Annotated in this window: 24 protein-coding genes and 3 tRNA genes; 5 read left to right on the top strand and 22 right to left on the bottom strand. The window is 70.4% G+C overall.

The window, feature by feature from the left end; translation table 11 throughout:
- Positions 1 to 17 precede the first annotated feature (17 nt).
- The 10 genes from rpoB to ACZ4U1_RS22095 form a co-directional block, all read right to left on the bottom strand.
- On the bottom strand, positions 18 to 3,503 hold the full coding sequence (gene rpoB, locus ACZ4U1_RS22140; RefSeq protein WP_467905378.1) for a DNA-directed RNA polymerase subunit beta: 3,486 nt from the start codon (positions 3,501 to 3,503) through the stop codon (positions 18 to 20).
- 550 nt (positions 3,504 to 4,053) lie between these two features.
- Positions 4,054 to 4,443 carry a 50S ribosomal protein L7/L12 gene (rplL, locus tag ACZ4U1_RS22135; protein WP_230919653.1) on the bottom strand — a complete coding sequence of 130 codons (390 nt, stop codon included), beginning with the start codon at positions 4,441 to 4,443 and terminating at the stop codon, positions 4,054 to 4,056.
- Positions 4,444 to 4,554: 111 nt separating this feature from the next.
- Entirely contained in the window at positions 4,555 to 5,085 is a 531-nt protein-coding gene (gene rplJ / locus ACZ4U1_RS22130; RefSeq protein WP_014674354.1) for a 50S ribosomal protein L10, read from the bottom strand.
- A gap of 463 nt (positions 5,086 to 5,548) precedes the next feature.
- Positions 5,549 to 6,463, bottom strand: a complete 915-nt coding sequence (locus ACZ4U1_RS22125; RefSeq protein ID WP_467905376.1) for an SCO4651 family lipoprotein — start codon at positions 6,461 to 6,463, stop codon at positions 5,549 to 5,551.
- A 167-nt stretch (positions 6,464 to 6,630) separates the two neighbouring features.
- A complete protein-coding gene (gene rplA / locus ACZ4U1_RS22120) occupies positions 6,631 to 7,356 on the bottom strand; it encodes a 50S ribosomal protein L1 (RefSeq protein WP_467905375.1) in 726 nt (241 codons plus the stop codon).
- A 108-nt stretch (positions 7,357 to 7,464) separates the two neighbouring features.
- Complete coding sequence (gene rplK, locus ACZ4U1_RS22115; RefSeq protein WP_030747472.1) at positions 7,465 to 7,899, bottom strand: 50S ribosomal protein L11; 435 nt, start codon at positions 7,897 to 7,899, stop codon at positions 7,465 to 7,467.
- Positions 7,900 to 8,032: 133 nt separating this feature from the next.
- Positions 8,033 to 8,431, bottom strand: a complete 399-nt coding sequence (locus ACZ4U1_RS22110; protein WP_467905373.1) for a hypothetical protein — start codon at positions 8,429 to 8,431, stop codon at positions 8,033 to 8,035.
- An 80-nt stretch (positions 8,432 to 8,511) separates the two neighbouring features.
- Positions 8,512 to 9,360: a transcription termination/antitermination protein NusG gene (gene nusG, locus ACZ4U1_RS22105; protein ID WP_467905372.1), complete on the bottom strand. Its 849-nt coding sequence runs from the start codon at positions 9,358 to 9,360 to the stop codon at positions 8,512 to 8,514.
- 80 nt (positions 9,361 to 9,440) lie between these two features.
- The gene (gene secE, locus ACZ4U1_RS22100) at positions 9,441 to 9,728 is read right to left on the bottom strand and encodes a preprotein translocase subunit SecE (RefSeq protein ID WP_467905371.1); all 288 of its coding nucleotides are present in this window, start codon (positions 9,726 to 9,728) and stop codon (positions 9,441 to 9,443) included.
- Between the two features lie 106 nt (positions 9,729 to 9,834).
- Positions 9,835 to 9,907: transfer RNA gene (locus ACZ4U1_RS22095), tRNA-Trp, on the bottom strand.
- A gap of 259 nt (positions 9,908 to 10,166) precedes the next feature.
- Between ACZ4U1_RS22095 and ACZ4U1_RS22090 the strand changes: the two genes are divergently transcribed.
- Positions 10,167 to 11,393 carry a pyridoxal phosphate-dependent aminotransferase gene (locus ACZ4U1_RS22090; RefSeq protein WP_467905369.1) on the top strand — a complete coding sequence of 409 codons (1,227 nt, stop codon included), beginning with the start codon at positions 10,167 to 10,169 and terminating at the stop codon, positions 11,391 to 11,393.
- A gap of 127 nt (positions 11,394 to 11,520) precedes the next feature.
- Positions 11,521 to 12,561 (top strand): adenosine deaminase, encoded by a 1,041-nt coding sequence (locus ACZ4U1_RS22085; RefSeq protein WP_467905368.1) that lies wholly within the window; start codon positions 11,521 to 11,523, stop codon positions 12,559 to 12,561.
- On the opposite strand, the gene ACZ4U1_RS22080 is transcribed toward ACZ4U1_RS22085, so the two are convergent.
- The gene (locus tag ACZ4U1_RS22080; protein WP_467905366.1) at positions 12,506 to 13,213 is read right to left on the bottom strand and encodes a hypothetical protein; all 708 of its coding nucleotides are present in this window, start codon (positions 13,211 to 13,213) and stop codon (positions 12,506 to 12,508) included. The genes ACZ4U1_RS22085 and ACZ4U1_RS22080 overlap by 56 nt on opposite strands.
- Positions 13,214 to 13,238: 25 nt before the next feature.
- Positions 13,239 to 13,856, bottom strand: a complete 618-nt coding sequence (locus ACZ4U1_RS22075; protein WP_467905364.1) for a TetR/AcrR family transcriptional regulator — start codon at positions 13,854 to 13,856, stop codon at positions 13,239 to 13,241.
- Positions 13,857 to 13,960: 104 nt separating this feature from the next.
- On the opposite strand from ACZ4U1_RS22075, the gene ACZ4U1_RS22070 reads away from it, so the two are divergent.
- Positions 13,961 to 14,593 (top strand): NAD(P)-dependent oxidoreductase, encoded by a 633-nt coding sequence (locus ACZ4U1_RS22070; protein WP_467905362.1) that lies wholly within the window; start codon positions 13,961 to 13,963, stop codon positions 14,591 to 14,593.
- Positions 14,594 to 14,614: 21 nt separating this feature from the next.
- Here the strand turns inward: ACZ4U1_RS22070 and ACZ4U1_RS22065 are convergent, their stop codons facing one another.
- The 9 genes from ACZ4U1_RS22065 to ACZ4U1_RS22025 all read right to left on the bottom strand — a co-directional run bounded on the left by ACZ4U1_RS22065 (position 14,615) and on the right by ACZ4U1_RS22025 (position 20,092).
- The gene (locus ACZ4U1_RS22065; protein WP_467905709.1) at positions 14,615 to 15,715 is read right to left on the bottom strand and encodes a UDP-N-acetylmuramate dehydrogenase; all 1,101 of its coding nucleotides are present in this window, start codon (positions 15,713 to 15,715) and stop codon (positions 14,615 to 14,617) included.
- A 241-nt stretch (positions 15,716 to 15,956) separates the two neighbouring features.
- The gene (locus tag ACZ4U1_RS22060) at positions 15,957 to 16,337 is read right to left on the bottom strand and encodes a DUF3291 domain-containing protein (RefSeq protein WP_467905361.1); all 381 of its coding nucleotides are present in this window, start codon (positions 16,335 to 16,337) and stop codon (positions 15,957 to 15,959) included.
- Positions 16,338 to 16,366: 29 nt separating this feature from the next.
- Positions 16,367 to 17,827 carry an MFS transporter gene (locus ACZ4U1_RS22055; protein ID WP_467905360.1) on the bottom strand — a complete coding sequence of 487 codons (1,461 nt, stop codon included), beginning with the start codon at positions 17,825 to 17,827 and terminating at the stop codon, positions 16,367 to 16,369.
- 85 nt (positions 17,828 to 17,912) lie between these two features.
- Positions 17,913 to 18,482 (bottom strand): TetR/AcrR family transcriptional regulator, encoded by a 570-nt coding sequence (locus ACZ4U1_RS22050; RefSeq protein ID WP_467905358.1) that lies wholly within the window; start codon positions 18,480 to 18,482, stop codon positions 17,913 to 17,915.
- A gap of 120 nt (positions 18,483 to 18,602) precedes the next feature.
- Entirely contained in the window at positions 18,603 to 19,031 is a 429-nt protein-coding gene (locus ACZ4U1_RS22045) for a MaoC family dehydratase (RefSeq protein ID WP_467905357.1), read from the bottom strand.
- Positions 19,032 to 19,038: 7 nt separating this feature from the next.
- Positions 19,039 to 19,491 carry an FAS1-like dehydratase domain-containing protein gene (locus ACZ4U1_RS22040; protein ID WP_467905356.1) on the bottom strand — a complete coding sequence of 151 codons (453 nt, stop codon included), beginning with the start codon at positions 19,489 to 19,491 and terminating at the stop codon, positions 19,039 to 19,041.
- A 154-nt stretch (positions 19,492 to 19,645) separates the two neighbouring features.
- On the bottom strand, positions 19,646 to 19,810 hold the full coding sequence (gene rpmG, locus ACZ4U1_RS22035; protein ID WP_003948671.1) for a 50S ribosomal protein L33: 165 nt from the start codon (positions 19,808 to 19,810) through the stop codon (positions 19,646 to 19,648).
- Positions 19,811 to 19,900: 90 nt separating this feature from the next.
- Positions 19,901 to 19,973, bottom strand: a tRNA-Met gene (locus ACZ4U1_RS22030).
- A 46-nt stretch (positions 19,974 to 20,019) separates the two neighbouring features.
- Positions 20,020 to 20,092 (bottom strand) — tRNA-Thr (locus ACZ4U1_RS22025).
- 344 nt (positions 20,093 to 20,436) lie between these two features.
- On the opposite strand from ACZ4U1_RS22025, the gene ACZ4U1_RS22020 reads away from it, so the two are divergent.
- The gene (locus ACZ4U1_RS22020) at positions 20,437 to 21,702 is read left to right on the top strand and encodes an amidohydrolase family protein (RefSeq protein WP_467905355.1); all 1,266 of its coding nucleotides are present in this window, start codon (positions 20,437 to 20,439) and stop codon (positions 21,700 to 21,702) included.
- Positions 21,703 to 21,963: 261 nt separating this feature from the next.
- Positions 21,964 to 22,620: an SDR family oxidoreductase gene (locus ACZ4U1_RS22015; RefSeq protein WP_467905354.1), complete on the top strand. Its 657-nt coding sequence runs from the start codon at positions 21,964 to 21,966 to the stop codon at positions 22,618 to 22,620.
- A 73-nt stretch (positions 22,621 to 22,693) separates the two neighbouring features.
- Here ACZ4U1_RS22015 and ACZ4U1_RS22010 read toward each other — a convergent pair whose 3' ends face one another.
- A complete protein-coding gene (locus ACZ4U1_RS22010) occupies positions 22,694 to 22,906 on the bottom strand; it encodes a hypothetical protein (protein WP_467905353.1) in 213 nt (70 codons plus the stop codon).
- Positions 22,907 to 22,953: the final 47 nt, after the last annotated feature.

Genomic DNA, 22,953 nt, shown 5'->3' with positions numbered 1-22,953 from the left:
GCCCCGCCGGACTCCCGTCAGACCTCTTCGACGCTGCTCGGCTCGCGCCGGGACAGGTCGATACCGAGCTCCTCCGCAGCGCGGAAGACGTCCTCGTCGGTGTCGCGCATCTCGATGGACATGCCGTCCGAAGACAGCACCTCCACGTTGAGGCACAGGGACTGCATTTCCTTGATGAGCACCTTGAAGGACTCGGGAATGCCGGGCTCAGGGATGTTCTCGCCCTTGACGATGGCCTCGTAGACCTTCACGCGGCCGGTGACGTCGTCGGACTTGATGGTCAGCAGCTCCTGGAGGGCGTACGCGGCGCCGTAGGCCTCGAGGGCCCACACCTCCATCTCACCGAACCGCTGGCCACCGAACTGGGCCTTACCACCCAGCGGCTGCTGGGTGATCATCGAGTACGGACCGGTCGAACGGGCGTGCAGCTTGTCGTCGACCAGGTGGTGCAGCTTCAGGATGTACATGTAGCCGACCGAGATCGGGTCCGGGAACGGCTCACCGCTACGGCCGTCGAACAGCCGCGCCTTACCGGTCGGGAGCACCATGCGCTCGCCGTCGCGGTTCGGGATGGTGTGCTGCAGCAGACCCGCGAGCTCGTCCTCACGCGCACCGTCGAAGACCGGGGTGGCGACGTTGGTGCCGGGCTCGACCTTGTCGGCGCCGATGGCCTGCAGGCGCTGGGCCCACTCCTCCGCGAGACCGGAGACGTCCCAGCCGCGGCTGGCGAGCCAGCCGAGGTGGATCTCCAGGACCTGTCCCGGGTTCATTCGGGACGGCACACCCAGCGGGTTGAGGATGATGTCGACCGGGGTTCCGTCCTCGAGGAACGGCATGTCCTCGATGGGCAGGATCTTCGAGATGACACCCTTGTTGCCGTGACGGCCGGCGAGCTTGTCACCGTCGGTGATCTTGCGCTTCTGCGCGACGTAGACGCGGACCAGCTGGTTCACGCCCGGCGGCAGCTCGTCGCCCTCCTCGCGGTCGAAGACGCGCACGCCGATGACCTTGCCGGTCTCACCGTGCGGCACCTTCAGCGAGGTGTCACGGACCTCACGGGCCTTCTCACCGAAGATCGCGCGCAGCAGGCGCTCCTCCGGCGTCAGCTCGGTCTCACCCTTCGGGGTGACCTTGCCGACGAGGATGTCACCGGCGATGACCTCGGCACCGATACGGATGATGCCGCGCTCGTCCAGGTCGGCGAGGACCTCCTCGGAGACGTTCGGGATGTCCCGGGTGATCTCCTCGGGGCCGAGCTTGGTGTCACGGGCGTCGACCTCGTGCTCCTCGATGTGGATCGAGGAGAGGACGTCGTCCTGTACGAGGCGCTGCGACAGGATGATCGCGTCCTCGTAGTTGTGACCCTCCCACGGCATGAACGCCACGAGCAGGTTCTTGCCGAGGGCCATCTCACCGTTCTGGGTGGCCGGGCCGTCGGCGAGGACCTGGCCCTCGATGATCCGGTCGCCCTCGTTGACGATGACCTTCTGGTTGACCGAGGTGCCCTGGTTGGAGCGGGCGAACTTGGCCAGGCGGTACGTGATGTACGTGCCGTCGTCGTTGGCGGTGGTGATGTAGTCCGCGGAGACCTCCTGGACCACACCGGCCTTCTCGGCCTTGACGACGTCGCCGGCGTCGACGGCGGAGCGGTACTCCATGCCGGTACCGACGAGCGGGGCCTCCGACTTAATCAGCGGAACGGCCTGGCGCATCATGTTCGCGCCCATGAGGGCACGGTTGGCGTCGTCGTGCTCGAGGAAGGGGATCATGGCGGTCGCGACCGACACCATCTGGCGCGGCGAGACGTCCATGTAGTCCACGTCCTCGGGGCCGACGTAGTCGACCTCGCCGCCACGACGGCGGACGAGCACGCGGTTCTCCTCGAAACGGAGGTCGTTCGTCAGCGGCGCGTTGGCCTGCGCGATGACGAAGCGGTCCTCCTCGTCGGCGGTCAGGTAGTCGACCTCGTCGGTGACCTGGCCGTCGATGACCTTGCGGTACGGGGTCTCGACGAAACCGAACGCGTTGACCCGGCCGTAGGAGGCGAGCGAGCCGATCAGACCGATGTTCGGGCCTTCCGGCGTCTCGATCGGGCACATACGGCCGTAGTGCGACGGGTGCACGTCACGGACCTCGAAGCCGGCCCGCTCACGGGAGAGACCACCCGGACCAAGAGCCGACAGACGGCGCTTGTGGGTGAGACCCGACAGCGGGTTGTTCTGGTCCATGAACTGGGACAGCTGGCTGGTGCCGAAGAACTCCTTGATGGAGGCGACGACCGGCCGGATGTTGATCAGGGTCTGCGGCGTGATCGCCTCGACGTCCTGGGTCGTCATCCGCTCGCGGACGACACGCTCCATACGGGCCAGACCCGTACGGACCTGGTTCTGGATCAGCTCGCCGACGCTGCGCAGACGACGGTTGCCGAAGTGGTCGATGTCGTCCGTCTCGACGACGACCGTCTCGCCGTTGTCACCGGTGGTCTCGGTCTCGCCGGCGTGCAGCTTCACCAGGTACTTGATCGTCGCGATGATGTCCTCGACGGTCAGGATGCCCGCGTCCAGCGGGGTGTCCGTACCCAGCTTCTTGTTGACCTTGTAACGGCCGACCTTGGCGAGGTCGTAGCGCTTCGGGTTGAAGTAGAGGTTCTCCAGCAGCGTCTGCGCGGCCTCACGCGTGGGGGGCTCGCCCGGACGCAGCTTGCGGTAGATGTCGAGCAGCGCGTCGTCCTGGCCCTGGGTGTGGTCCTTCTCCAGGGTGGCGCGCATCGACTCGTAGTCGCCGAACTCCTCAAGGATCTGCTCGGTCGTCCAGCCGAGCGCCTTCAGCAGGACGGTGACCGACTGCTTGCGCTTGCGGTCGATACGGACACCGACCATGTCGCGCTTGTCGATCTCCATCTCCAGCCAGGCACCCCGGGACGGGATGATCTTGGCGGAGAAGATGTCCTTGTCGGACGTCTTGTCGATGGAAGAGTCGAAGTAGACACCGGGGGAACGGACCAGCTGCGACACCACGACACGCTCGGTGCCGTTGATGACGAAAGTGCCCTTGTTCGTCATGAGCGGGAAGTCGCCCATGAAGACGGTCTGGGACTTGATCTCGCCGGTCTCGTTGTTGGTGAACTCGGCGGTGACGAAGAGCGGGGCGGCGTACGTGAAGTCGCGCTCCTTGCACTCGTCGATCGAGTTCTTCGGCGGCTCGAAGCGGTGGTCCCGGAACGTCAGCGACATCGACCCGGAGAAGTCCTCGATCGGGGAGATCTCCTCGAAGATCTCCTCCAGACCGGACTTGGTGGGGACGTCCTGACCGTTCTCAAGAGCCTCCTCGACCCGAGTCTGCCAGGCGGTGTTGCCGAGCAGCCAGTCAAAGCTCTCGGTCTGCAGCGCGAGCAGGTTCGGAACCTCGAGGGGCTCCTTGATCTTTGCAAAGGAGATGCGCAGCGGGGCGGTGCTGGCGCCGTTGTTCGTATTCGCGGTCGAGGCAGTGCGCGAGGCGGCCAAGAGGGGGTCCTTCCGAGGGCTCGGACTCACTACGCGCGTACCGGTCCCTCTCCCGTACACAGGGACGGAAACCCCAGGTCAGGGGGGCTTCGGTCGACTGTGCTCAAGTGAGGGCAGACCCCTGGTGACGGGCAGGGGACAGCTAACAGGCAGCGCAAAGGGTCAGTGTAGCCACTTGGCACACTGATGTCCAGTGCGGGTTTTCGAAGACCCTCGTTGTCCTCAACGCCCTTGTCAACGCCCTCGGCATGCCTGCCCTCAACGCACGTTGATACTGCCCTCTTCGCCGTCGATCCATGCCTCGGATTCGGATGCTTGTGACGACGCGTCCTGAGAATTGCGCGCTGCGTGCGGTTCGTCAAGGGCTCCTTGCCGGAACCGGGGTACCGGGAGACACGACGAAGATCACCTTACCCCTCACGAACACAGGTGCAAGGCAGCCCTCGCCGGACCCCGGGGAACGCCGAAGGGCGACCACCCGGATGGATGATCGCCCTTCGGTGCGTTCGCGTTACAGCCCTAGCGGGCCGTTTCTGCGGTCGCGAAGGTCTTACTTGACCTCGACGGACGCGCCGGCGCCCTTGAGGGCCTCGGCGGCCTTGTCCGCGGCCTCCTTGTTGACCTTCTCCAGGACCGGCTTCGGGGTGCCGTCGACGAGGTCCTTGGCCTCCTTCAGACCCAGGGAGGTCAGCTCACGCACGACCTTGATGACCTGGATCTTCTTGTCGCCGGCGCCGGTGAGGATGACGTCGAACTCGTCCTTCTCCTCCTCGGCCTCGGCGGCGGCGCCACCAGCGGCACCACCGGCGACGACGACCGGCGCGGCGGCGGCGGCGGTGACGTCGAACTTCTCCTCGAAGGCCTTCACGAACTCGGAGAGCTCGATGAGGGTCATCTCCTCGAACTGGGCGAGCAGGTCTTCCTGGCTGAGCTTCGCCATGATGGCGGTCCTTCCACTCAAATCGGCAGGTGCCGGATGTACTGGGTAAGGCGGGCGTACGTCGGCCCGCTGCGACCCGCGCCGTTGGTGCGGGTCAGAAAGCGAGCCGAATTACTCGGCACCGCCCTGCTCGGCCTGCTTGGCGCGCAGCGCGTCCACGGTGCGGACGAGCTTCGACGGCAGAGCCTGGAAGACGGAGGCAGCCTGGGACTGCTTCGCCTTGAAGGCACCGGCCAGCTTGCTGAGCAGAACCTCGCGGGACTCGAGGTCCGCAAGCTTCTTGATCTCGTCGGCGGAGAGGGCCTTGCCCTCCAGGACACCGCCCTTGATGACGAGATTGGGGTTGTCCTTGGCGAAGTCACGCAGACCCTTCGCCGACTCCACCGGGTCACCGGTGACGAAGGCGACGGCCGTCGGGCCAGCGAAGAGCTGGTCCTCCAGCGTGATCCCGGCCTCCTTGGCCGCAATCTTGGTCAGCGTGTTCTTCACCACGGCGTACTGGGCGTTCTCACCGAGCGACCGGCGCAGCGTCTTGAGCTGCGCCACGGTGAGACCGCGGTACTCGGTCAGCACGGCGGCGTTGGAGCTGCGGAACTTGTCCGTCAGCTCCGCAACCGCGGCAGCCTTGTCGGGCCTCGCCATAGAGCCTCGGCCTCCTTCCGGGTGATTCGGACCGCGCGGACCCGAAGGAGGACTGGGTAAAACGAAACGCCCCGGCGCAGGCGCACGGGGCGGACTCGACCGGCCGCACACGCGCTCGGCGCGCGCACTCCGGGAGTTCTTCCACTGTCACCTGCGCGGGTCGCCCACTTTTCAGCGGATCCTTCGGCCACCGCACCCTCATTCGAGCGCACGGCAACGACCAGCGGTCTTTGGCTTCTCGGAGAGAGTACGGGACGCGGGCCCGGTCGAGCAAATCGGCCGTTTGGGACCGGTCCGCCCGGGGCAGGGCAGGCCTTCCGGCCGAGGCGGGGCGGGCGTTCCGGCCGGCAGACAGGGGGTGTGGCAGCCAGGCCCCCCGAGGGGCGCTGAGCGCGCCTCAGGGGGTCCAGGAGGGCCGTCGGGTCAGGGGACGGCCGTCGGGGTCAGGGGACGGTCCTCGGCGTCAGGAGGTGGCGCCGGTGCCGCCCGTCAGCCCGCCGGACTTCATCATGTCCGCGAAGTCCTTGGTGTCGCCGGCCGGGGGCGCCTCGGCGGTGACCTTCACGCCGTAGTCGCTGTAGAGCGTCGTGTTGGTCATGGCGCCGTTGGCCGTGTCGGCCTTCTCGGTCTTCTTGACCAGCAGGTCCTGGTCGTTGATCCAGACGTCGACGGTCTCGGTGGTGACGCCGGCCTGGGTGAGCTGCTTCTTCAGGGCGGACATCTGCTCGGCGGTGAGGTCGCTGGACTTCTCGGCGAGGTCGGCGACGTCGACCTTGCCCGAGTAGTGCGTGGTGTGGGCGCCGGAGACCGTCTCCTCGCCGACCTTCTTGACGTCACCGGAGGCCAGCAGCAGCTTCACGGACTGGTTCGGCGTGGAGTTCTGGAGCTGGTCCTTCATGTACGACCCGGAGGCGCCGCCGAGCTTTTCGAGGTCGGCGTAGGAGTACTTGATCCAGTGCTTGCCGCCGCCCGCCTGCTGGGCGTACGCGTCGCTCATGTGCGCGTAGTAGGCGTCCGGCAGGTACCGGGCCTCCATGGACGACGTGCCGGCCTTCTTCATCAGCTCGGCCATCTGGCCGCCGGTGTACGTGATGGTGAGGTTGCCCTTGAGGCCGTCGCTCCAGGTGAGGGCGCCGTTCGCGGTCATCGACATGACGTCGCCGATGGAGGTCGTGGACCGCACCTTGGCCGAGTCGGCCTTGTCGGTGGACTTCTCGGCGGAGCGCAGGGCGGCTATGGGGCTGACGTGGGTCACGGTCTTGCCGGCCGCCTTGTCACCGCCCTTGTCCGACTCGGAGGAGCCGCAGGCGGCAACTCCGGTCAGCGCGGCCACCACCGCGATGGAAAGGGCCGTCCGGCGCGCGGTCGTGCTGTTCATCTGCTCCCACCCCAATTGCGTGTCCCGTGCCTGCACCGTAGCCCAGGCCGCTGACAGTCGTACGAAAGGTCGCACAAAGAAAGGACGGGCCCGGAACCTTGAAGGTTCCAGGGCCCGCCCTTTTCCTTACGCGTCGCTGACGCGGCTACCGGGGCCGAGCCTCAGGCTCAGACGGCGGCCGGGTCCTCCTCGACCAGGAGGTTGCGGGTGCGGTTCGGGTCGACCGGGATGCCGGGGCCCATCGTGGTGGTGATGGCGGCCTTCTTGATGTAGCGACCCTTGGCGGCGGACGGCTTCAGACGGAGGATCTCCTCCAGCGCGGCGCCGTAGTTCTCCACCAGCTTGGCGTCGTCGAAGGACGCCTTGCCGATGATGAAGTGCAGGTTCGAGTGCTTGTCGACGCGGAACTCGATCTTGCCGCCCTTGATGTCGGTGACGGCCTTGGCGACGTCGGGGGTGACGGTGCCGGTCTTCGGGTTCGGCATCAGACCACGCGGGCCGAGGACGCGGCCGAGGCGGCCGACCTTGCCCATGAGGTCCGGGGTGGCGACGACGGCGTCGAAGTCCAGACGGCCCTTCGAGACCTCGTCGATCAGCTCGTCGGCACCGACGATGTCGGCGCCCGCGGCACGCGCGGCCTCGGCACGGTCGCCGGTCGCGAAGACCAGGACCCGGGCGGTCTTACCGGTGCCGTGCGGAAGGTTCACGGTGCCACGGACCATCTGGTCGGCCTTGCGCGGGTCGACACCCAGACGGAAGGCGACCTCGACGGTGGCGTCGAACTTGGTCGTGGAGGTCTCCTTGGCGAGACGGACGGCTTCGAGCGGGGCGTACAGCTTCTCCCGGTCGACCTTGGCGTCCGCAGCGCGGAGAGCCTTGCTGCGCTTGCTCACAACTTGCTCCTGTGTGTTCTGAAAGGAGTCGTGGTCCCTGGGCCGAGCAGGCCCTGCCACGTGCGGCTACGTGTCGCCGGCAGCCGCATGACTACTGGTGGGTTGAGGTCAGCCCTCGACCGTGACGCCCATGGAGCGCGCGGTACCGGCGATGATCTTCGCCGCGGCGTCCAGGTCGTTCGCGTTGAGGTCGGGCATCTTGGTCTGGGCGATCTCGCGGACCTGCGCCTCGGTGATCTTGGCGACCTTGGTCTTGTGCGGCTCGCCGGAGCCCTTCTCGACACCCGCGGCCTTGAGGATCATCTTCGCGGCCGGCGGCGTCTTGGTGACGAAGGTGAAGGAGCGGTCCTCGTAGACCGTGATCTCCACCGGGATGACCCAACCGCGCTGCGACTCGGTCGCGGCGTTGTAGGCCTTGCAGAACTCCATGATGTTGACGCCGTGCTGACCCAGCGCCGGGCCGACCGGCGGAGCCGGGTTGGCGGCGCCGGCCTGGATCTGGAGCTTGATGAGCCCCGTGACCTTCTTCTTCTTGGGAGGCATGCTCTCTCCGGGTCCTTACTGAGAGGTTGACTGCCATCCGTGCCTAGGACCTGCACCCATGGGGGCAAGATCACACAGATGGCATACCGCACCACGATAGCCGCTGTCTCCGCGAGACAGGAAATCGCCCTGGTCAGGCGGGGTCTGCGGGACCTTCGGGCCGACGGTCGCGCAGCACGTGCACGGCCGCTGCCACCAGGCTGACCACGGTCGCGCCACCCGGTACGGCGAGCAGCGCCGCGACGGTCCCGCGTCCGGTGTCCTCGGCGAGCACGACCCGCTCCGGCTCGCCCGGCGCGTGCCGTACCTCCACGGTGTCACCTTCGGCGTGCCCACGCGCGCGCGTGCCGAGCGGGAGACCGGCCGTGACTTCCTCCCCCGCCAGGGAGAAGGTGACGCTGCAGCCGCCGAGGACACACGTCCCGCTGTGGAAGGTGGCCTCGGCCGGCTCCGCGCCCCGCAGCTCGGTCCGCAGCCAGGCCGCCGGGAAGAAGACGGCATACGCCGCCACCAGCAGGGCCGGTGCGGCCACGGCGGCGAGGACGGCGGGGCGGACACGGCGAGAGCGCCCCGGCCCGGTGCTGACCGGCGGGGCGCTCTCGGGGGACGGCTTCAGTTCTTCTGGATCTGGTCGAAGGACAGCTCGACCGGCGTCTCGCGGCCGAAGATCTCCACCAGGCCCTTGACCTTCTTCGAGTCGGGGTTGATCTCGTTGATGGTCGCCTGGAGCGTGGCGAACGGGCCGTCGGTGACGGTGACCGAGTCGCCGACCTCGAAGTCCAGGACCTGGACCTCGACCTTGCGCTGCGGGGCGGGCTTGCCCTCGGCCTCGGCGGCCTCGCGGGCGGCCTTCTCCTCGGCCTCCGGGGCGAGCATCTTGACGATCTCGTCCAGGGTCAGCGGGTACGGGTCGTAGGCGTTGCCGACGAAGCCGGTGACGCCCGGCGTGTTGCGGACGACGCCCCAGGACTCGTTGGTCAGGTCCATGCGGACCAGGACGTAACCCGGCAGCTTGTTCTGCTTGATCGTCTTGCGGTCGCCGTTCTTGATCTGGACGACCTCTTCCTGCGGCACCTCGGCCTGGAAGATGTAGTCCTCGACGTTCAGCGAGACGGCGCGCTGCTCCAGGTTGGTCTTCACGCGGTTCTCGTAGCCGGCGTAGGTGTGGATGACGTACCACTCGCCGGGCAGGGTGCGCAGTTCCTCGCGGAGGGCCTCGACCGTGTCCACCGGGGCGGCCGGCTCCTCGGCGGCCTCCTCGACGGCGGTCTCCTCGTCGGCTTCCTCGCCGGCCTCTTCGTCCTCGTCCTCGGCGTGCAGCGCGGCCTCCTCGGCCGGCTCACCCGCCTCGGCCTCGGCAGCCTCGAACTCGTCCTGCTCGTCCGCGCCCTCGACGATGTTGAGCTCGTCGTCCACCGTCTCGTCCGGCTCGATGGCGTCGTTCAGGTTCGGGTCAGACACGATGGCTGCTTCTTCCTGGATACATAGGGGTGGAACATGCGAAAACGGGCGCCGGTGCCACGGCGCCCTTCGCTCTTGGCTCAGCCGAAGACGTACTTGGCCGCGTGGTCGAGCCCATAGTCAATCACGGTCACCAGGGCGATCATGATGGCGACGAAGAAGATCACCACGGTGGTGTACGACGTCAGCTGGTTACGCGACGGCCAGACGACCTTGCGGAGTTCCGCGATAACCTGGCGGTAGAAGGTGGCGAGACGCCTCAGCGGGCCCTTCTTGGCGCGCTTACCGCCCTTGCGGGCCTTCTTCTTGGACTCGGGCACCTCGTCCTGGGCATCAGGCGTGTCGATGGAGCCCACGGCGTCCGTCATTGTCCTCACCTGATCCCGGGTCGTGGCCGTGCCGCGCCCGGTTCCTGAGCCGCACGGCGGTGCAATGCTGTACGTACATGCGCACACATCCTGGCGGTGTGTGTAGCAGGGCCGGAGGGACTTGAACCCCCAACCGCCGGTTTTGGAGACCGGTGCTCTACCAATTGAGCTACGACCCTTTGTGTGTCCCCAACGTACCGCATCCGACCGGGTGCTCGGTGTGCACCGGTTGCGCGGTGGCCGCTGAAGGCCAACGAGGTGAGAGTGTACGTGGTCCGCGGCCCGGCGTCGAACAGAAAGTGCCCGTCGGGGGCCGCGTGACCAAAGATCGTCCTGGCCGGGGGCCGGATTCGGATCCCTGTTCACGCCTCGACCCTTCCTGTTCAGTCTGTGAAACCCGTGTGCCGTGCGCATTTCGTGTCTGGAACGATGGGCCGCATGAGCGCTGCAACCCCACCCACCGAGCGCCGGGTCTCCGCCCGAGTCGGCGCGATCTCCGAGTCCGCCACCCTCGCCGTGGACGCCAAGGCGAAGGCTCTGAAGGCCGCCGGGCGTCCGGTGATCGGCTTCGGCGCCGGCGAGCCCGACTTCCCGACCCCGGACTACATCGTCGAGGCGGCCGTCGAGGCCTGCAAGAACCCGAAGTACCACCGCTACACCCCGGCCGGCGGCCTGCCCGAGCTGAAGGCCGCGATCGCCGCGAAGACGCTGCGGGACTCCGGCTGGGAGCCCGACGTCTCGCAGATCCTGGTCACCAACGGCGGCAAGCAGGCCATCTACGAGGCGTTCGCCGCGATCCTCGACCCGGGCGACGAGGTCATCGTCCCGGCGCCGTACTGGACGACGTACCCGGAGTCGATCCGCCTGGCCGGCGGTGTCCCGGTCGAGGTCGTCGCCGACGAGACGACCGGCTACCGGGTCTCGGTGGAGCAGCTGGAGGCCGCGCGCACGGAGAAGACGAAGGTCGTCCTCTTCGTCTCCCCGTCCAACCCGACCGGCGCGGTGTACTCCGAGACCGAGACCGAGGCGATCGGCCGCTGGGCCCTGGAGCACGGCCTGTGGGTGCTCACCGACGAGATCTACGAGCACCTGGTCTACGGCGACGCCGCCGCCGTGTCCCTGCCGGGGCTCTTCCCCGAGCTGCGCGACAAGTGCGTCGTCGTCAACGGTGTGGCGAAGACGTACGCCATGACCGGCTGGCGCGTGGGCTGGGTCATCGGCCCGAAGGACGTGGTCAAGGCCGCGACGAACCTGCAGTCGCACGCCACCTCGAACGTCTCCAACGTCGCCCAGGTGGCCGCCCTGGCCGCCGTCTCCGGTGATCTGGAGGCCGTGGCGAAGATGCGCGAGGCCTTCGACCGGCGCCGCAAGACGATCGTGCGGATGCTCAACGAGATCGACGGCGTGGTCTGCCCGGAGCCCGAGGGCGCGTTCTACGCCTACCCCTCGGTCAAGGCGCTGCTCGGCAAGGAGATCCGCGGCAAGCGCCCGCAGGACACGGTCGAGCTGGCCGCGCTGATCCTGGAGGAGGCCGAGGTCGCGGTCGTGCCGGGCGAGGCCTTCGGCACGCCGGGCTATCTGCGGCTGTCGTACGCGCTCGGTGACGAGGACCTCGTCGAGGGCGTGAGCCGGATGCAGAAGCTGCTGACGGAGGCGCGGGACTAGTTCCCGGCCGCTGCGCGCGCGTGCGGGCCGTTTCCCTCCGGGGAGGCGGCCCGCTTGTGTGTGCGAGCAAGACCACGTACGGGGAAACGGCTACCGGGACGGCAGGGACGTGCGGCAGGATCTGGGAATGGAGCGTGTACGTGATCTGTCCGAGCTGCCGAAAGCCCATCTGCACCTGCACTTCACCGGCTCGATGCGGCCGGGGACGGTCCTGGAACTGGCCGACAAGTACGGCGTCCGCCTGCCCGACGCGCTGACGGACGCGCTGACCAGCGGGGAACCACCGAGGCTGCGCGCCACGGACGAGCGGGGCTGGTTCCGTTTCCAGCGGCTGTACGACGCGGCGCGTTCCTGTCTGCGTGAGCCGGAGGACATCCAGCGCCTGGTCCGGGAGGCCGCCGAGGAGGACGTGCGGGACGGCTCGGGCTGGCTGGAGATCCAGGTGGACCCGACGTCGTACGCGCCCCGGCTGGGCGGTCTGATCCCGGCCCTGGAGATCATCCTGGACGCGGTGGACACGACGTCCCGGGAGACCGGGCTCGGCATGCGGGTGCTGGTCGCCGCGAACCGGATGAAGCATCCGCTGGACGCGCGCACGCTGGCCCGCCTCGCGGTGCGGTACGCGGACCGGGGCGTGGTCGGCTTCGGGCTCTCCAACGACGAGCGGCGGGGCATGGCGCGGGACTTCGACCGGGCCTTCCACATCGCGCGGGAGGGCGGTCTGCTGTCGGCGCCGCACGGTGGCGAGCTGGCCGGTCCCGCGTCGGTCCGGGACTGCCTGGACGATCTGCACGCCACCCGGATCGGGCACGGGGTGCGTGCGGCCGATGACCCGCGGTTGCTGAAGAGGCTGGCCGAGCGGGGCGTGACCTGCGAGGTGTGCCCGGCCTCGAACGTGGCGCTCGGCGTGTACGAGAAGCCGGAGGACGTCCCGCTGCGCACGTTCTTCGAGGCGGGCGTCCCGATGGCTCTCGGCGCCGACGACCCGCTGCTGTTCGGCTCCCGGCTGGCGGCCCAGTACGAGATCGCCCGCCACCACCACGGCTTCACGGACGCGGAACTCGCGGAGCTGGCCCGGCAGTCGGTGCGCGGTTCGGCCGCCCCGGAGGAGGTCAGGAAGCGGCTGCTGGCCGGCGTGGACGACTGGCTGGCCCGCCCGGCGGCCTGAAGTGGGCGTACGGCGGATAGGCCTTGAAGCAGATCATCAGCTCGACCGGGTGTCCGCCGCCGGGGTGATCGGCCAGGGGGAACATCGATCCCATGTACGCCATGTGCCCCTCGCCGACACCCTTCTGATGCGGCCCGTGGCCCGCCGCCCGGGCGAGCCAGACCGCCATGTCGGCGAACAGGTCCCGGTCGCCGAAGAAAAAGAGCGTACGCGCGTGCGTGGCGTGCCTCAGCTCTTCCTGGAAGCCGGTCCGCTCCTGGCGTGCGCGCCAGGCGGCGGCGTCCCGCGCGGTGCGCGCCTCGTCGGTACGGACGGTGAGCGGGGTGCCCTGCCGTAGCCTGCGCCGCAGCTCGGGCCACTGGCTGGGGCGCAGGCCGAGGCTGTGGTGGACGAGGACGAGGTCGACCAGCTCGCCGACGCCCTCGTCGGGCGGGACGCCGTCGCGCAGCGGCACATGGACGAGGGTGTGCCGGGAGCGGGCCGCGAAGGAGAAGAGGCCGGCGAGCCGGTTCAGCCCGTCGTGGTCGCCGAGCAGCAGGCCGATGGGTTCGGGGGCGCGCAGCGAGGTGTGGCGCAGGGGGTGCCGGGGCTGGACGATCCGGTACTCGTGCGGCCCGGTGCGGGGCCGGAACTCGCGCAGCCTCAGCCGCATGTGCGGTACCTCATGGGCAGCATGATCACGGCTGTCCGGGCTGTCGGGCAACGGAGATTCCGCCGAGCAGGGTCCGCGCGAGCCGGGCGGCGAACGCGTCCACGGGCGGGCGTTCGCCGCTCTCGGTGGCGTCGTAGGCGAACGCGCGCTGGGCGCACGCGCCGATGAGGAGGGAGGCGGCGGCGTAGGTGTCGGCGTCGGCGCGGACCCGGCCAGCGGCCTGTTCGGCGCGGAGATAGGCGTCCAGTCCCTGGATGGGCAGGTGGGGGCCGGAGCCGAGGGTGCGCAGGGCGTCGTCGTGGCGCCGTTTGAGCTGGGTCTCGGCGTACAAGGAGGCGGCGATCGGGAAGCTCTGCTCGTAGAAGAGGGCGGCCTGGCGGGCGATCTCGGTGAGGTTCGCCTCCAGCGTGCCCTGGCCGGGCTGGGCGGCGAGGCTGTCGAGCAGCGGGGTGAGCCGGGGCAGGCGTTCGGTGAGGACCCGGACGAACAGCTCTTCCTTGCTGTCGAAGTGCTTGTAGAGGGCGGCTTCCGAGCAGCCGGCCGCGCGGGCGATCTCCTTGGTGGTGGCGCGGGCGAGCCCGACGGTGAGCATCAGCTCGTGGGCGGCGTCGAGGATGCGGACACGCGCCGGCTTCGTCTCCATGGGGCTCCGTTCGGGCCTTGACGGGCGGGTGAGTGTTTACCCACTCTAGACGGGAAAGGGGTGAGTAAGTACTCACCCACCCGCAACGCACGGGGAAGGTCGGCATGAAGCTCACTGTTTTCGGCGCCACCGGAGGGATCGGCCGGGAGCTGGTCCGCCAGGCCCTGGCCGCCGGTCACGAGGTCACGGCGGTCGTGCGCGACCCGGCCCGGCTCGCTGTCACCGGCGGCCGCCTGGAGGTCGTCCGCAGCGGTCTGACCGACCCGGAGGAGCTGCGCGGCGCCGTCCGGGGCCGCCACGCCGTCCTGTCCGGGCTGGGCGCGCGCAGCCGCAAGGACGCCGGGGTGGCGACCCGGCTGACCCGGACGGTCCTCGGCGCCATGGAGGCCGAGGGCGTACGCCGGCTGCTGGTGGTCAGCGCCGCTCCGGTCGGCCCGGCTCCGGTGGGCGACGGCCCGCTGGACCGAGGGGTGCGGGGTCTGGTGTCGGCGGTCCTGAAGGACGTCTACGCCGACCTGCGCGCGATGGAGGCCGAGCTGGCCCGCAGCGCCACGGACTGGACGTCCGTGCGCCCGCCGCGTCTGCAGGACAAGCCGCTCACCGGCCGCTACCGCACCGTCGTCGGCGGCTTCCCGCCCAAGGGGCGCTTCATCGCGCGCGCGGACGTCGCGCACGCGATGCTGTCGATGATCGACGCCGAGGAGACCCTGAAGCAGGGGGTCGGGGTGGCGTACTGAGCCGCCGCCGCTCCGGCGCCGCTAGAGGCTGACGCCGACGGTCACCGGCTCGTTGACCAGCGTGATCCCGAAGGCCTCGCGCACTCCGGCGACCACCTCGCGGGCCAGGGCGAGCAGGTCCTCGGTGGTGGCGGCGCCCCGGTTGGTGAGGGCGAGGGTGTGCTTGGTGGAGATGCGGGTGGGGCCGGAGCCGTAGCCCTTGGTGAAGCCGGCCTTGTCGATCAGCCAGGCCGCGGAGGTCTTCGTACGGCCCTGACCCGCCGGGTAGGCGGGCGGCTCGACGCCGTCGCCCAGCCGCTCGCGCACGCGCGCGTGGAACGCGGCGAACTGCTCGTCGGTGAGGATCGGGTTGGTGAAGAAGGACCCGGCCGACCAGGTGTCGTGGTCCTCGGGGTCGAGCACCATGCCCTTCCCCGCGCGCAGCTTCAGCACGGTCTCGCGGGCGTCGGCCAGCGGCACCCGGTCGCCGGGCTCCACGCCCAGCGCGCGGGCCGCCTCGGCGTACCGGACGGGCGCGGACAGCCCGCCCGCGTCCTCCAGCTCGAAGCGGACGCGGAGCACGACATAGCGCTCGGGGTCGGCCTTGAAGCGGCTGTGGCGGTACGAGAAGGCGCACTCCTCGTTCGTCAGCGTGACGGTCTCGCCGGCCCGCCGGTCGTACGCGATCACCTCGGTGATCGTCGAGGAGACCTCCTGGCCGTAGGCGCCCACGTTCTGGATCGGCGTGGCACCGGCGGACCCGGGGATGCCGGCCAGGCACTCGACTCCGGCGAGGCCGGCCTCGACGGTGCGGGCGACGGCGTCGGTCCACACCTCGCCGGCCGCCAGCTCCAGCGTCGTGCCGCGCAGCTCGACCCCGCGCGTGGCGATGCGCAGGGCGGTGCCGTCGAAGCCCTTGTCACCGATGACCAGGTTCGATCCACCGCCGATGACCAGCAGCGGCGTACCGCTGTCGTCGGCCTCACGGACGGCGGCGATCACCTCGGCGTCGGTCGCGGCGGTCACCAGCCGCGTCGCGGGACCACCCAGCCGGAAGGTGGTCAGCGGGGCAAGGGGGGCGTCGTGGAGTACCTGCACGCGCCCAAGACTACGAGACCGTTCCTGGAGACCGAGCGGAAGCATGCCCGGTCGGGCCTGGGGGCAGGCGGGATCGACCACGACGACAGGGACGCCCAGTTCCGCGGCCGCGCTCACCAGCTGGGCCCGCGGCCTGGCGACGGGCATTCACCGGCAGCAGTCCCAAACCCCTTCCGGCAGCCCCGCCTCCGCAGGTGTCCGCCAGTACGCGCGCACAGCACGCACGCGCGCGTGGACCGTCGTAGGCGCTCTCGGTCCACGCGCGCGTGCGCGGTCCGCCGGGCCGCTATGTCAGCTGCCGTACCGCCTCCTCCCAGCGGACCGGAAGTTCGTCGGCGGAGGTCCGCCAGGTGGCGAACGTGACGTCGTGCATCTCGGCCGCCAGGGCGCGGGACGTCGGCCGGTGGGCGCCGGAGCGGGCGAAGGCGTGGAGCGCGTCCGCCGACTCCCAGGCGGACAGCGTCCAGAAGGTGCGCCGCAGGGGCTGCGCCCTGAGGGTGGCCCCGTAGGCGCCGGGCGCGCGGCCGACCTGGCGCCACACGGCCGGTGTGCGGGCGAGGAAGCGGAGGGCGCCCCACAGGGTGCGGGTCTCGAAGCGGGAGGCGAAGACGTGCACCTCGGTGCCGGGGGGCGGGGTGTGCGGCGCGGTCCAGGGAAGGGTGGGCATCACGGGCTCCTCGGGCGGGTGTGGCGGGGTCAGCGGGAAGCGGATTCGAGGGCCGGTGCGGGCATCTGTCCGGCCGTGGTGGCGGTCCGCCCGGCGCTTCGGCGGGCGGGGATCACCAGGGCGGCGACCGCGGCGAGGGCGACCACCGCCGAGCCGGTGACCAGGGCCGGCCGCAGGCCGTCCACGAAGCTCTGCGCGGACTCGTAGCCGCCCTGCGCGGAGAAGATGGAGGACATGACCGCGATGCCGAGCGCACCACCCACCTCGCGCAGCGCGTTGTTGGCGCCGGAGGCGATGCCCTGCTCCTGCGGGCGGACGCTGGACATGACCAGGTTGGCGGCCGGTGCGAAGTACAGCGCCATGCCGACGCCGCTGATGATCAGCGCGGGGAGCTGGACGGCGTAGGAGGCGTCCGCGGTGGCCACCCAGGCCATGTAGCCGAGGCCTGCGGCCTGCAGGAACAGGCCCGCGGCGACGACCGGACGGCCGCCGATCCGGTCGGAGAGGATCCCGGCGACGGGCGCGACCAGCATCGGCATGCCGGTCCACGGCAGCATCCGCAGCCCCGCCTCGGTGGGCGAGTAGCCGAGGACGCCCTGCATGTACTGGCTGAGCAGGAAGATCGAGCCGAACATCCCGACGAACATCAGCAGGCTGGCCGCGTTGATGCCGGAGAAGGCGCGGGAGCGGAACAGCCGCATCGGGAGCATCGGGTGCGCCGCGCGGGAGCTGTAGCCGACGAAGCCCAGCAGCAGGGCGCCGCCGCCGCCGAGCGCGGTCAGCACCACGGGGTCGGTCCAGCCGTCGGCGGGCCCGCGGACCAGGCCGTACACGATCCCGAAGAGCCCGCCGCTGGCCAGCAGTGTGCCGGGGACGTCGAGCCGGGCGCCGGTGCCGTGGGACTCGGCGAGGCGCAGCCGGGCCAGCGGCAGGGCGACCAGGCCGAGCGGAACGTTCAGCCAGAAGATCCAGTGCCAGGAGACGTGCTCGGTGAGACTGCCGCCGATGAGCGGTCCGGAGGCGACGGCGAGCCCGTTGACGGCGCCCCAGATGCCGTAGACCGTTCCTCGCCTGGCCGCGGGCACGGCCGCGGTCAGCAGGGTCAGCGTCAGCGGCATCATCACGGCCGCGCCGACGCCCTGCACCGCGCGGGCGGCGATCAGGGAGCCGATGCCGGGTGCCACGGCCGCGGCGGCCGAGGCGCCGGTGAACACGGCGAGTCCGGCGATGAAGAGCCGGCGGCGCCCGAAGCGGTCGCCGAGCGCGGCGCCGAACATCAGCAGGACGGCGAAGGTGAGCGTGTAGGCGCTCACGGTCCACTCCAGGTCGTCCAGCGCGCCGCCGAGGTCCTCGCGGATGGAGGGCAGGGCGGTGGTGACGACGAGGTTGTCCAGGGCCGCCATGAACCCGGCGACGCTGGTGATGACGAGGGCCCACACGGCACGCGCGCGTGTGGAGGTGGTACCGGGTGTTTCCGTCTGCTGTGACATCGCTCCCCCAGAACGTGAACTCTAGTTAGTTATTGATGACTAACTTTCGCGGTCATGAAGGCGCCCCCGAATCCCCCGGTGGGGGTCAGTGCTCCAGGCGCCCCTTCAGTCGGGCCGACGGATACATGCCCTCCCACACCCGGTGCTCGGGCGGGAAGCCCATGGCGACCAGGCAGTTGACGAGCATTCCGTAAGCCATGAAGGTGGTGGTCTCGTTGACGTCCGCGCCGAGCGGCAGATGGACCGTGTCCCACAGCCGCATCCAACCGGCCCGCACGCGCTCGCCGAACTCGCGGTCACCCTCCTCCTCGGCCGCCGCCACGGCGACGTACATCTGCATCTGCATCAACAGCCGCTCGGGCCGTTCCGCGATGACCTTGGTGTACGCGTTCGCCATGGCGTGCAGGGCCTCTTCGCCCCGCAGCCCCTCGGAGGCCTCCGCGAAGGTCCGGATGGTGTCCTCCACGCAGCGTTCGGCCACCGCGAGGAAGATCGCCTTCTTGCCCGGGAAGAGCCGGAAGAGGTACGGCTGCGAGACGCCGACCCGCTTGGCGATCGCCTCCGTGGAGGTGCCGTGGTATCCGCCGCGCGCGAACTCGACGGTCGCGGCATGGATGACGCTCTCGCGCCGCTCCTCTGCGCTCATCCTGGGCATGCCGCTAAGTTAGTACTCAATCACTAACTTGGCAACCGCGCAGGCGACACCACCGCCATCGACTACGCGTAAGGGGCGCCTCGCCAAGGAGCGCGCCCCTTACACGCGGTCATACGCCGGTCAGGCCAGCCGTACGACCGCCCGGGACATGCCGAGCACCTTCTGGCCGGCGCTCGTCGCCGTCAGGTCCACCCGGACGGTGTTGTCGTCCAGCTTGGCCGCGACCTTGCCGCTGACCTCGATCAGGGCGCCCTGGTCGTCGTTCGGGACGACGACGGGCTTGGTGAAGCGGACGCCGTACTCCACGACCGCGCCCGGGTCCCCGAGCCAGTCGGTGACCACACGGATCGCCTCCGCCATGGTGAACATGCCGTGCGCGATGACGTCCGGCAGACCCACCTCCTTGGCGAACTTCTCGTTCCAGTGGATCGGGTTGAAGTCGCCGGAGGCGCCCGCGTAGCGCACCAGGGTGGCGCGGGTCACGGGGAAGGTCCGGGCCGGCAGCTCGGTGCCGACCTCCACGTCGTCGTACGCGATCTTCGCCGTCATCGGGTGCTCACGCCTCCTCGGCCGCGCGGGCCACGAGCTTGGTCCAGGCGGTCACGACGTGCTCGCCGGCCTCGTCGTGCACCTCACCGCGGATGTCCAGGATGTCGTTGCCCGCGAGGGACTTGATCCCCTCGATCGTGGAGGTGACCGTGAGCCGGTCGCCGGCGCGCACCGGGCGGGCGTAGGCGAACTTCTGGTCGCCGTGGACCACGCGGCTGTAGTCCAGGCCCAGCTGCGGGTCCTCGATGACCTCTCCGGCGGCGCGGAAGGTGATGGAGAACACGAAGGTCGGCGGGGCGATCACATCGGAATAGCCGAGCGCCTTGGCGGCCTCGGGGTCCGTGTACACCGGGTTGGTCTCGCCCACCGCCTCGGCGAACTCACGGATCTTCTCCCGGCCCACCTCATAGGGCGCGGTGGGCGGATAAGTCCGTCCCACGAAGGACTGGTCGAGCGCCATGGCCCGGCACCTCCTGACGTCTGCTGTGATGGCCCCAAATTAGCCGGAAACCGGTCGCGGAATGCGGGCGGGCCGGGGCGCGGTGCGCGCCGGGGCACGGAAACGCCGTGAGGCCGCCCCCTCGGAAGGGGACGGCCTCACGGTCGAGCCTGATTTATCGCGTCTCGCGGTGCGCGGTGTGCGCGTTGCAACGCGGGCAGTGCTTCTTCATCTCAAGACGGTCCGGGTTGTTACGCCGGTTCTTCTTGGTGATGTAGTTCCGCTCCTTGCACTCCACGCAGGCCAGCGTGATCTTCGGGCGGACGTCGGTGGCAGCCACGTGAGTGCTCCTAAGACGAACGGGTGGACTGATTCAACGCAAGAAAGAGTAGCCGATCGAAGGACCGACCCCGCAATCGGCTACTGTCAGTAGCGGTGACCGGACTTGAACCGGTGACACAGCGATTATGAGCCGCTTGCTCTACCGACTGAGCTACACCGCTTTGATGAGATCAGCTCCCGTCTTGCGACGGGAACCTCTCACATCAGAGCCCCAAAACGGAATCGAACCGTTGACCTTCTCCTTACCATGGAGACGCTCTGCCGACTGAGCTATTGGGGCGAGCGATGAAGACATTACACGGTCTGCCGCCGTTCACCCAAATCCGTATCCCGGCGCCCGCGACCACCCCGGCCCCACCGCTCCCGAGAGCCTCCCGCACCCCTGCGGCGGGGCCGTCCGGCGCCGCCGCAGGGGGGCGTCGCCGGACGCGGCGTCCGCCACGCGCGCGGGCGACACGTGTACCGCCTGGGGCGGACCACGCCGGTACGACTATTGCGCTCCTGCGGGACCTGCACGGCTCGCCACCCTAGGCTCGAGTCACTCTGCGTGATCTTGGGGCCACCCACGGCCCCGAACCGCTCACGCCGCCCCGCCCGAGCCCCCCGGCCCCACCCTGGAGCGCGATGCCCGACAGCCAGCCGCAGCCGCAACCGCCGTCGAACCCGTCGGGGTCCTCCGGACCGTCCGACCCGGCCGCCCTCCTGCTGTGCGGGGCGCGGCTCACCGACGGCCGGACCGTGGACGTACGGCTGGCCGGCGGGCGCATCGAGGCGGTCGGGACGACCGGCAGTCTCGCCCCGGGGCGAGCCCGGCAGGGCGCCACACGCGTCGACCTGAGCGGCTACCTGCTGCTGCCGGCCCCGGCCGAGCCGCACGCCCACGGTGACACCGCCCTTTCCGCCGAGCGCCCCGGCCCGGTCTCGTACGCCCCCGAGGACGTCCAGCGCCGGGCCACGGAGGCGGCCCTGCTGCAGCTCGGGCACGGGACGACGGCGCTGCGCGCACACGTGCGCGTGGGCGACGTCCAGGGACTCGGCGCGCTGGGGGCGGTCCTGCAGGCACGGCGGTCGCTGCGGGGGCTGGCGGAGCTGACGACGGTGGCGATGCCGCGGCTGCTGACCGGGGCGGCCGGCGCCGACGGGCTCGCGATGCTGCGGGACGCGGTGAAGATGGGCGCCTCCGTGGTGGGCGGCTGCCCGGACCTGGACCCGGACCCCACCGGCTACGTGGAGGCGGTCCTGGAGGTGGCCTCCGAGCACGGCTGCCCCGTGGACCTGCACACGGACGCCGCCGATCCGGCCCGGCTGTCCCGGCTCGCGGCCATGGCGGGCGGCCTGCGCCCCGGCGTGACGATCGGACCGTGCGCGGGTCTCGCGCGCCTGCCCGACGAGGCCGCCTCCCGCGTCGCCGACCAGCTCGCGGCGGCCGGTGTGACGGTGGTGTGCCTGCCCCAGGGCGGCTGCGGCGGCGCCGACCGGCGGGGCACGGCGCCGGTACGGCTGCTGCGCGCGGCCGGGGTGCGGGTGGCGGCCGGCAGCGGCGCCCTGCGCGACGTCTCCAACCCCGTCGGCCGCGGCGACCCGCTGGAGGCCGCCTACCTCCTCGCCTCCGCCCACGGCCTGCGCCCGGAGGACGCCTACGACGCCGTGTGCGCCTCGGCCCGGGCGGTCCTGGGCCTGCCGGAGGTCCGCGTGGAGGCGGGCTTCCCCGCGGAGCTGCTGGCCGTGCGCGGTGACCATCTGGCCGGCGCCCTCTCCCTGGCCTACAGCCGGATCGTGGTGCACCGGGGCCGGGTGGTGGCCCGTACCAGCGCCGTGCGCGAGTACTGCAACTCGGCGGCGGCAGTGGAGCTCGGGCTGCCGCGGCAGGGGCGCGGGGAGCTGTCCTGAGCGCAGGGGCGGGGGGCGAGCGGGTGGGGGTGAGGGGGTGCGCGCGGGGAGTGGCGGGGGCGTGCGGGAAGTGGCGGGGGCGTGCGGGGAGCGGCGGGTGCGTGCGGGGACTAGTGCGCCCGGTCGCGGGCGGCGGCTGGCGGGTGCGTGCCGGGACCGGTGCGCGCGGTCACGGGCGGCGGCCGGCGGGTGCCCGGCGTGCCCTGGGGTCGCCGGTAACTCGTGCGGCGGATGCGGCTCTTCGGGCGTACGGTCGGTTTCATGCGCATTGTCATCGCTGGTGGTCATGGTCAGATCGCGCTGCGGCTGGAGCGGCTGCTCTCCGCGCGCGGGGACGAGGTCGCGGGGATCATCCGCACGCTCGAACAGGGCGACGATCTGCGGGCGGCGGGCGCCGAACCGGTCCTGCTCGACCTGGAGTCCGCCTCGGTGGAGGAGGTCGCGGCGCATCTGCAGGGCGCGGACGCGGCGGTCTTCGCGGCCGGCGCGGGCCCGGGCAGCGGCGCGGCCCGCAAGCACACGGTGGACCGGGGTGCGGCCGTGCTGTTCGCGGACGCGGCCGTACGCGCGCGTGTGCGCCGTTTCCTGGTGGTGTCCTCGATGGGCGCGGATCCCGCCCACCAGGGGGACGACGTCTTCGACGTGTACCTGCGCGCCAAGGGCGAGGCCGACGCGTACATCGCCCGGCAGGAGACGCTGGACTGGACGATCCTGCGTCCTGGCTCGCTGACGGACGAGGCGGGCACCGGTCTGGTCCGGCTGGAGGCGCACACGGGGCGCGGCTCGGTTCCCCGGGACGACGTGGCGACCGTCCTCGCGGAACTGGTGGACACGCCGGCGACGGCCGGTCTCACCCTGGAGCTGATCAGCGGCTCGACGCCGGTGTCGGTGGCGGTGAAGTCGGTCGCCGGGAACTGAGGCCGGCCGCCGGCCGTTGACCCGTCGAACGAGCCGTAGGCCCGCGCCCGGGGACCCGACGGCCCGTCAGGACTCAGAACAGCGGCAGCTGCCCGGGAAAGTCCGGCACGACGTACCCGTCCAACGCCGGCTGGACCGCCCCGAGTTGCGCGGGCCGCCGCGACCCGGCGCACGAGACGAGTTCCCCGCTCTCCCGCGCCCCGGGCGGATCGTGCCGCGCGAAGCGGCCTGCCACGACGGCGATTTCGCGGCGGCACACGGGACAGGTTCTGCGTCGGGAGGACATGCCGTCAGTGTGCCCGGAACGCGCGGCCGCGCGCCTCCGCCCGCGCG

This window comes from Streptomyces sp. NPDC028928 (genome assembly GCF_055564915.1).
Note: the sequence above shows the minus strand (reverse complement) of the source record. Positions and strands in the feature narration are given on the sequence as shown.